Genomic DNA, 8,684 nt, shown 5'->3' with positions numbered 1-8,684 from the left:
ACAAAACCGGCTCAATGATTTATACTGATTTCTTACATAAAAGTAATTTTGTGTAGTCACTCAGTTCATTGATTATTTTTGTTTGCATTCACTTCGAAAAGTAAAAGCAAACTAGTGATTATCAATTCACAAGTGCCCACACAGATTAATAGGTTTCAAATTGTTAAAGAGCTTACCAACATTTGCTGAACTTGTGATTTGAATCACCGTTCTGCGTTGGTGGAGTCGAAGTATAGGCCGATGCGCATTTCATGCAAGTCTTTTATTAAAAAAAACAATCAACCGAACAATAAACAACCATTACGTATATAAAGACATCAATAACCTCACTTTATCCTCTTTTATCTCAAGAAAACTCTTATTCCACCACCTTAAATAGCTATGTTACAATTCAGTTCTATTCGAACGTTACTGAGATAAACAAATGAAAATCGGTATTATTGGTGCAATGGAACAAGAAGTTGCCATTCTAAAAGAACAAATTAATGGCTTAGCGACAACAATCAAAGCTGGTTGTACTTTTCATACAGGCACATTAAATGGTGCTGAAGTCGTTTTACTTCAATCAGGCATTGGTAAAGTAGCGGCAGCCGTAGGAACAACTCTTCTTATCTCAGATCATAATGTAGATGTTGTTCTTAATACTGGCTCTGCTGGTGGGTTTGATTCTTCATTGAATCTTGGTGATGTCGTTATTTCTACAGAAGTTCGTCATCATGATGCTGATGTAACTGCATTTGGTTACGAGATGGGACAGATGGCACAACAACCAGCTGCTTTTAAAGCAGATGAAAAACTAATGGCAGTAGCAGAAAAAGCATTGACTCAAATGGAAGATAAGCATGCTGTACGTGGTTTAATCTGTACTGGTGATGCTTTTGTATGTACGCCTGAGCGCCAAGCATTTATTCGCTCTCATTTTCCTTCTGTTATCGCTGTTGAAATGGAAGCGTCAGCTATTGCTCAAACTTGTCATCAATTTAGTGTTCCATTTGTTGTCGTTCGTGCAATATCTGATGTGGCAGATAAAGAATCACCAATGAGTTTTGAAGAATTCTTGCCTCTTGCTGCAGAAAGTTCATCAGAAATGGTGATGAAGATGGTTACTTTATTAAAGTAATAACATAATAATGGAGTTAACGATGCGTTTGCTCCATTGTCCCCCTATATATAGTTAATACATATATGCTTGATAAACTGTCTTTCTTCATCGCCGATTATTCCCTATTAGTTTTATGGGGCGCATTGTTATTTCATTTATTTTTGCCGATACCTGTTCACGCCCACCCAATGACTATTTGGCGAAAGTTTGCAGAACTATTGTCTACAAAAGTAAATACAGCTCGATCCTATCAACAACGTTTTATTTCAGGCGCTCTTGCCTGGTGCTTAATGATTATCCCTTCATTTATTGTTTGTATTGCTGCATTACCTATCGTTTGGAATCTTCCCTTATTCAATCTAGGATTACTCTTAATTTCTTTAGAATGGCGAGGGGTTGAAAAACTCTGTAAAGAAACTATTCAAGCGATTAATCAAAATAATAAAAAAGAAGCAAAAGAAGCCTTACTTCCTTGGGTAAATCGAGATGTAGAACCTCTATCAATTTTAGGTTTAGGGAAAGCCAGCGCCGAAACCATTATTTTAGGTTATGCCCGAACGGTTATTGGGGTTTTATTCTGGTATGGCATCGCTGGTGGGATTGGGGCTTTCATTTATCGCTTATCTTTAGAGTTAGCCAGAGCTTGGTCTCCATCAAGAGATTCATTTCGTCCATTTGGGATCCCCGCTTTAACCATTCAAGCGTTCCTTGATTTTATTCCTTTAAAACTTTTTAGCTTATTATGTCTTTTAGGTGAAAAATGCGGATTAACCCTTCAACGCCTCAAACAACAACAAAAAAGTTGGGCAAATAAAAATAACGCTTGGTTATTAATTATCATTGGCAGTAAATTTGAATTATCTATGGGAGGACCCGTAATTTATCAAGGAAAGAAAATAAGTCGTCCAAAGCTAGGAGGGAAAATTGTACCTTCAGCGATTCACTTAGCTCAGATCCATCGTTTTTTAAGCTGGAGAATCGCCATTTGGATAATTCTTCAAAGCGTCATCATGGTTATACTTAAACAAGGGCTATAACCTTACTTCAACAACATCATGCAGTAAGTCATAGAGGACAAGATGTTAATCTATACAATTGATATGTTCGGTACCGCCATTTTTGCAATTTCAGGAGTGTTATTAGCTGGGCGATTAAAAATGGACCCTTTTGGGGTTACCGTTTTGGCAAGTGTTACCGCTATTGGTGGTGGTACGATTCGTGATATGGCTCTAGGTGCAACCCCCGTTTTCTGGATTACCGACACAAATTATTTGTTGGTCATTTTTATTACTTGTATCTTAACTATGCTTATCATCAGAAAACCAAAGCGACTTCCTTGGTATGTTTTACCAGTATCGGATGCGATTGGTCTCGCCGTTTTTGTCGGTATTGGTGTAGAAAAAGCACTTAAGTATAATGCAGATCCCATGGTCGCAGTTATTATGGGCGTTATTACCGGTTGTGGTGGTGGGATTATTCGCGATGTTCTTGCCCGTGAAGTTCCGATGGTATTGAGGAGCGAAGTTTATGCCACCGCTTGTATCTTAGGCGGAATAGTTCATACCTCAGCCTTAGAGTTTAATGTTCCCTCATCCACCGCAATGCTATGTGGTGTTGCGACAACTCTTGTTATTCGTCTAGCCGCTATTCGTTGGCATTTATCTTTACCTACCTTTGCGCTAAACAAATAATCAATCCCTAGATAGGCAGTATGTTTGCTGCCTATCTATTCTATTCATGATTAAGCCTGTTTATTTATTGAACTTTTATTAGAAAAAAGGTGACGAAGCTTTAACTATAACCTCCGCTCATGGCAGTAAAGCGAAAAACAAGCTAAACTTCTATGTTGTTATTTGTATTCAATATTTACTACTTAATCGAATGATATTATCTAAATTAACTCGTATTCCCGTGATTCATCGCATTCTTATCGGTCTCTGCAGTGCAGGAGTCGTTGCCGCAATTGCAACTATTCCAGACTCTGTGGCTCCTGATTCTGGCTTTTATAAATTAAACGTTGGTCAAACTTACCCTACAGAAATCCGTCAAGAAGCCCTGATCTCTCATGAACAATCAGGTAAAAACCAACAACTGACTTGGGAAACTTACACAGTAAAATCAGGTGAAAGTGCCTCTGTATTATTCAACCGAGTCGGATTAAGCGCCCGTCAATTATATAATCTAACCAGTAGCGACAAAGAAATAGAAACACAACTGACTCGCTTACGACCTGGTGATAAACTTAAATTTGGTTTTAATCAAAATCAAGAAATCATCCAACTGATCCGTCCTATAAGTCAATTTGAAACTTACCGTATTAGTAAAGTAGGCGATGGTTACTTAGGGTTACTTGAAAAACAAGAAATTGAAACTCAACTGAATTATACCAAAGCAACGATTACTTCCAATTTCTGGAATGCTTCTATTACTGCAGGGTTAAACCCGAATCAGATAATGGAACTAGCGGGGATTTTTGGTTGGGATATTGATTTTGCATTAGATATTCGTGCTGGTGATACCTTCACTGTACTTTATGAAGAGAAGTACGTAGAAGGCGAATATGCAGGTAAAGGAAATATTATAGCGACCACTTTCACTAACCGTGGCGACACGTTTACCGCAATTCGTAATGATAAAAATGGAAATTTTTACGAACCTAATGGTCGAGCGATGAAAAAAGCATTTTTACGCTCTCCAATTAATTTTCGTTATGTTAGTTCTAATTTTAATCCACGTCGTCTTCATCCAGTAACAGGACAAAGAACCGCACATAGAGGGACTGATTATGTTGCCCCTGTAGGAACGCCGATTTGGGCTGCCGGTGATGGTGTCGTAGATAAATCAGGATATAACCAGTTTAATGGTAACTATGTATTCATTCGTCATAGTAATACTTACATTACAAAATATTTACACATGACTAAACGCTATGTAAAAGCAGGACAGCGAGTAAAACAAGGTGATACCGTAGGTACGCTTGGTGGAACTGGCCGAGTGACCGGCCCTCACTTACACTATGAATTTTTAGTCAATGGCGTTCATAAAGACTCAAGAACCGTTTCTTTACCCCAATCTAAATCGCTAACAGGTAAAGATAAAAAAGAGTTTGAAGTTGTCGCAAAACAGCGATTAAAAGAGTTAAACCAATACAGTCAATTTATTGTAGGTACTCATCCGGTACTCACTCACTAATATCAATAATGAAGCTCTAGTTATAAAGACTAGGGCTTTTTCTTTCACTAATATCTTTAACCACTCCTACGTTATCTCTTCCTAGCATTAATAAGCATGGTGTCAGTACTAATGTCAGCACCGTAGCAAAAGCAAGTCCACCAGCTACAGCAGTCGCTAACTGAGACCACCACTGAGTACTTGGTGCACCAAATTCAACCTTTTGATTAAGTAAATCAATATTCATTTCAAGCACCATTGGCATCAACCCTAATATGGTCGTTATCGTCGTTAACATCACTGGTCGTAAGCGTTGCACGCCCGTTCGTAATATCGCATCCACTTTATCCACACCAGCTTTACGCAATGTATTATAGGTATCAATCAGGACTATATTATTATTAACCACGATGCCAGCAAGAGAAATCACCCCAATACCTGACATAATGATACCAAACGGTCGTTGAAAAATAAGTAACCCGGCAAACACTCCGACGGTTGAAAATAAAACCGCACTTAATATAAGCAAGGCTTGATAAAAGCTATTAAACTGCGTGACTAAAATAATGGCCATTACTGCTAATGCAATAACAAATGCATTTTGAAGGAAAACAGCTGAATTATTTTGCTCCTCATTTTGCCCTCTAAGTTTAAATACAACTCCTTTAGGTAAATTTAACTCTTTTAAACCACGCTCAATATTTGGTAATTCAATACTTAAATTATAACCATCACTCATATCAGCCTTTACTGTTAATACTCGGTGTCCATCAATTCGATGAATCGTATCTTGCTTGTGAGTAGGAATAATTCGAGCAAAATTGGTTATAGGAATTAAACCATGACTGGTTTTTACCCTTAGCTCATCAAAACGTCCAATATCTCGGTGCTCTTTAGGAAATCGTACTAATATATCAACTTGTTCATTATTATCATCAGGTAAGTAATCACCAATTTTCAATCCATTAGTGACAAATTGTACGGTATTACCAACCAATGTTGCATCAGCACCAAAGCGTGCCGCATCGTCTCTACGGATATCGATTTTCCAATCAATGCCTTGTTTATTCGAAGTATCACTAACATTCGTAAAAGCAGGATTGGCATCTATCCAGTTTCTTACTTTTCTAACCGATTGATTCAATGCTTCACCATCACGAGAACTCAATTCAATAACTAAATCATGCTCACTTGGTGGGCCAGCATTGGGTGTACTAAATTCTAATTCTATCCCTGCAATATTTTCTGTTTTATCTCTTAAATCTTCAATAATCTCTTTCACTGATCGACGATATTGCCAATCTATAGGTGTTATTTGAATTTGGCCTATCTCATCATCCCCCCCTGTACGAGTATAAATACTATCTAACTCCTTCATTCCTAATATTTCATTTTGTACTTCCACCATGATCTTATCTTTTTCATTGATAGATAAATCACCATGAGATCTAACTTTGACGGTTAAAAACGGAGGATCTACCTCAGGGAAAAACACCACCCCCAATCCCGCTTTAGCGTAAGTAAAGCCAATGCCAATAGAGAAAACAACAGCCAAACAAAGTATTTTAAATGGATGCTTCAAAGCAATCGATAATATATTGAAATACAATTTAGTTATGCCAGTAGCCTGACTGTAGTCACCATTACTTAATGCTTGTAATTTATGTCTTTTTTCAGGGAGGACTTGCTGGGGTTTACCAAATAAACTGCCTAAAACAGGAATAAATAATAAAGCCATAAATAAAGAGGCAGTTAATGTCGCCATTAGAGTTAATGGCAAGTATTTCATAAACTCACCAGTCGTATCTGGCCAGAATAATAAAGGAGCAAATGCCGCAAGAGTGGTTGCAGTAGAGGCTATAATTGGCCACGCCATTCTTTGCGCTGCTTCTCTATAGGCGATGACTCGATGAGCCCCTTCTTGCATTCTCCTATCAGCATATTCAGTCACAACAATGGCTCCATCAACTAACATGCCTACCGCCATAATTAATGAAAATAGAACCACAATGTTCACGGTTAATCCTGCGAGGGAAAGCATTAATAAGCCAGTAAGAAAAGAGCCGGGGATAGAGATCCCAACCAAAAGTGCGGTTCTCGCGCCCAATACAGCAATGATCACAATAACAACCAACAATATCGCCGATAAAATATTATTTTGCAGATCATTAAGCATGATCTTCACGTCTTTTGACTCATCCCAAGTGTATTTAATTAAAAGATTATTTGGCCACGTCTCTAACTCTTGGGCTCCCAATAAAACCGCTTTTACGATCTCAACGGTTTCAATAATATTCTCACCTGAGCGTTTTTTTATATCTAAAACAATGGCTTTTTCACCATTCAATCGTGCATAACTGTTTGGATCTCTAAACGCCTTACGAACTGTCGCAATATCACCAAACGTCACTACTTGCTTACCATCGACCTTAATTGGTAACTCTAAAACATCTTTTAATGACTCAAAAACGGAAGGTACTTTGATAGAGAATCGTCCATAGCCTGTATCCACAAATCCAGCGGCAACCACTCGGTTGTTCAAAGCAATCAAATTATAAATAGCAGCTTGATCTAAGCCATAGCTTTCAAGTAAAAGAGGATCAACAATAATTTCAACAACATCATCTCGATCCCCTGCAATATCAACCTCTAATATCTGCTTATAGCTTTCTAGTTTATCCCTTAGTTGACGAGCAATTTGTATTGTTGTTCTCTCTGGTACCGTGCCATATAACACAACGGATAAAACGGCTTGCTCTGCGGCTAAAGTTACCTCATTAACAGTTGGTTCATCGCTCTCTTCTGGCAAATTAGGCTTAACAAGATCAACCGCATCTTTTACGTCATTCAGCGCTTTATCTAAATCAGTTCCTACGGAGAACTCTAACGTCACTGAACCGTGACCTTCACCCGCTACCGACGTCATTTCTTTAATCCCTTCAATGGATCGTAATTCTTGCTCCATTGGCCTAACAAGTAAGCGCTCAGAATCTTCTGGAGAAATTCCTTGATGGCTCATTGAAACGTAAATAATAGGAATGGTGATATCGGGGTTCGATTCTTTGGGGATAACTATGTATGTCAACGCACCAGAAATAAGCAGTAAAGTAAGTAACATTAACATCGTCCGAGAACGACTTAATGCCGCATTAATAATTGCTAGCATAGTATTCCCTTACTTTCTTCTCGCATGAATAAAATCACCATCGCGAACAAATCCTTGTCCAACCGTAATGATTTCAACTAACTCGCCTAACCCTGTCAACCACACTCCATCATCTTCTGCTTTTACTAATTGAATGGGAATAAATTTCACCTGATCAGTGCTTTCTTGACTGCCCATCGATTGGACTACCGTTTTAACGCCGAGATCTCCATTTTCATTAAGCGAAAGCATGGCTGGTGTAATTTTAATGGCCGGTTGAAGATCTAAATCGATCTCAACTTCAGTGCTTATTCCTGCGGGTAATCGATCTCCTATATTGGGAATTTCGATTTCAACAGGAAACGTATTTGTCGAAATCGAAGAAACCCTCGATATATAACGAACGCGCCCTTCAATTGAAGAGTCATTAATAAAACTCACCCTTGTTTTTTGATTTACATTCAATTGAATAATGTGTCTTTCACTCACATTTACTTCGATCACTAGTGGATCAAGCACCACCACTTTTGCAACTGGATCTCCTCGGCTCACAAAATCGCCGACTTCCACAAACAAATGTTCAACAATCCCATCAAATGGCGCAACTATCGTGGTATTTTTTAATATTAATTCTGCATTTCTAACTCTGGCTTTCGCTTCGGCTAATGAAGCTTGAGATTGACTAAAAGCGACCTCACCTTGTAATCCTTTGCGTCGTAACTCTTTCGAGGCTTTAAATTCTTTCATTCGAACAGAATAAATGGCTTTAACTTGACTAAGTTGCAAATCAAGATCGGCCATATCAAGACGAGCTATTGGCTGTTCTTTTTTTACTTGAGCCCCTTTTTTAACTAGAATTTCTTCAATTTGAGCCGCAACTTGAGCCCCAAGCGTCGTCTCACGATCAGGAGCGGTGCGCCCATATAAAGAAATAGTACGGTTCGTGGGCGTTGATGAAAAAGTTTCAACAGCAACATTAGCAAGAGGAATAGTGAGCGTATTTAGTGTTTGTTTTCTCGTAGATTCTTCAGCTTGAGAAGGTCCACTTAATACCCAGAATAATAAACAACAAAATAAAATGGACGAAATAATCCAAGGGCGATGAACGAGGTATGAAAAAAAAGCAGATGTGAATTTACCCATAGCAACAATCCTTAGTGCTTAGGAATAGGTAAACAGTAATACATCCTGATTTACTGTAAGTTATGTCGTTTTACAAAGCAGAGAATAAGGTAAACGAAAAAATATTCATTTACCTATATTATA

Annotated in this window: 6 protein-coding genes; 4 read left to right on the top strand and 2 right to left on the bottom strand. The window is 38.2% G+C overall.

Annotation, left to right across the window (positions count from 1 at the left end):
- The first annotated feature begins 424 nt into the window (after window positions 1-424).
- The 4 genes from mtnN to AACV33_RS14055 all read left to right on the top strand — a co-directional run bounded on the left by mtnN (window position 425) and on the right by AACV33_RS14055 (window position 4,294).
- Window positions 425-1,120, top strand: coding sequence for a 5'-methylthioadenosine/S-adenosylhomocysteine nucleosidase (mtnN, locus tag AACV33_RS14070; RefSeq protein ID WP_012551035.1), 696 nt, complete (start codon window positions 425-427; stop codon window positions 1,118-1,120).
- A 65-nt stretch (window positions 1,121-1,185) separates the two neighbouring features.
- Complete coding sequence (locus AACV33_RS14065; RefSeq protein ID WP_017021792.1) at window positions 1,186-2,139, top strand: cobalamin biosynthesis family protein; 954 nt, start codon at window positions 1,186-1,188, stop codon at window positions 2,137-2,139.
- A gap of 42 nt (window positions 2,140-2,181) precedes the next feature.
- Window positions 2,182-2,793, top strand: a complete 612-nt coding sequence (locus tag AACV33_RS14060; protein ID WP_012551037.1) for a TRIC cation channel family protein — start codon at window positions 2,182-2,184, stop codon at window positions 2,791-2,793.
- A 190-nt stretch (window positions 2,794-2,983) separates the two neighbouring features.
- Window positions 2,984-4,294 carry a peptidoglycan DD-metalloendopeptidase family protein gene (locus tag AACV33_RS14055; RefSeq protein WP_017021791.1) on the top strand — a complete coding sequence of 437 codons (1,311 nt, stop codon included), beginning with the start codon at window positions 2,984-2,986 and terminating at the stop codon, window positions 4,292-4,294.
- Between the two features lie 16 nt (window positions 4,295-4,310).
- On the opposite strand, the gene AACV33_RS14050 is transcribed toward AACV33_RS14055, so the two are convergent.
- Together AACV33_RS14050 and AACV33_RS14045 are read right to left on the bottom strand one after the other, a co-directional pair.
- Window positions 4,311-7,439: an efflux RND transporter permease subunit gene (locus AACV33_RS14050; protein ID WP_182700337.1), complete on the bottom strand. Its 3,129-nt coding sequence runs from the start codon at window positions 7,437-7,439 to the stop codon at window positions 4,311-4,313.
- 9 nt (window positions 7,440-7,448) lie between these two features.
- On the bottom strand, window positions 7,449-8,561 hold the full coding sequence (locus AACV33_RS14045; protein WP_023604535.1) for an efflux RND transporter periplasmic adaptor subunit: 1,113 nt from the start codon (window positions 8,559-8,561) through the stop codon (window positions 7,449-7,451).
- Window positions 8,562-8,684 lie beyond the last annotated feature (123 nt).

Origin of the sequence: Aliivibrio sp. SR45-2, from assembly GCF_963890165.1 — a bacterium.
Classification (GTDB): domain Bacteria; phylum Pseudomonadota; class Gammaproteobacteria; order Enterobacterales; family Vibrionaceae; genus Aliivibrio; species Aliivibrio salmonicida.
Note: the sequence above shows the minus strand (reverse complement) of the source record. Positions and strands in the feature narration are given on the sequence as shown.

Bases quoted from the DNA above. Each gene is read 5' to 3' on its own strand.
- AACV33_RS14065 (WP_017021792.1), top strand. From the start codon at position 1,186: ATGCTTGATAAACTGTCTTTCTTCATCGCCGATTATTCCCTATTAGTT.
- AACV33_RS14055 (WP_017021791.1), top strand. From the start codon at position 2,984: ATGATATTATCTAAATTAACTCGTATTCCCGTGATTCATCGCATTCTT.
- AACV33_RS14050 (WP_182700337.1), bottom strand. From the start codon at position 7,439: ATGCTAGCAATTATTAATGCGGCATTAAGTCGTTCTCGGACGATGTTA.
- mtnN (WP_012551035.1), top strand. From the start codon at position 425: ATGAAAATCGGTATTATTGGTGCAATGGAACAAGAAGTTGCCATTCTA.
- AACV33_RS14045 (WP_023604535.1), bottom strand. From the start codon at position 8,561: ATGGGTAAATTCACATCTGCTTTTTTTTCATACCTCGTTCATCGCCCT.
- AACV33_RS14060 (WP_012551037.1), top strand. From the start codon at position 2,182: ATGTTAATCTATACAATTGATATGTTCGGTACCGCCATTTTTGCAATT.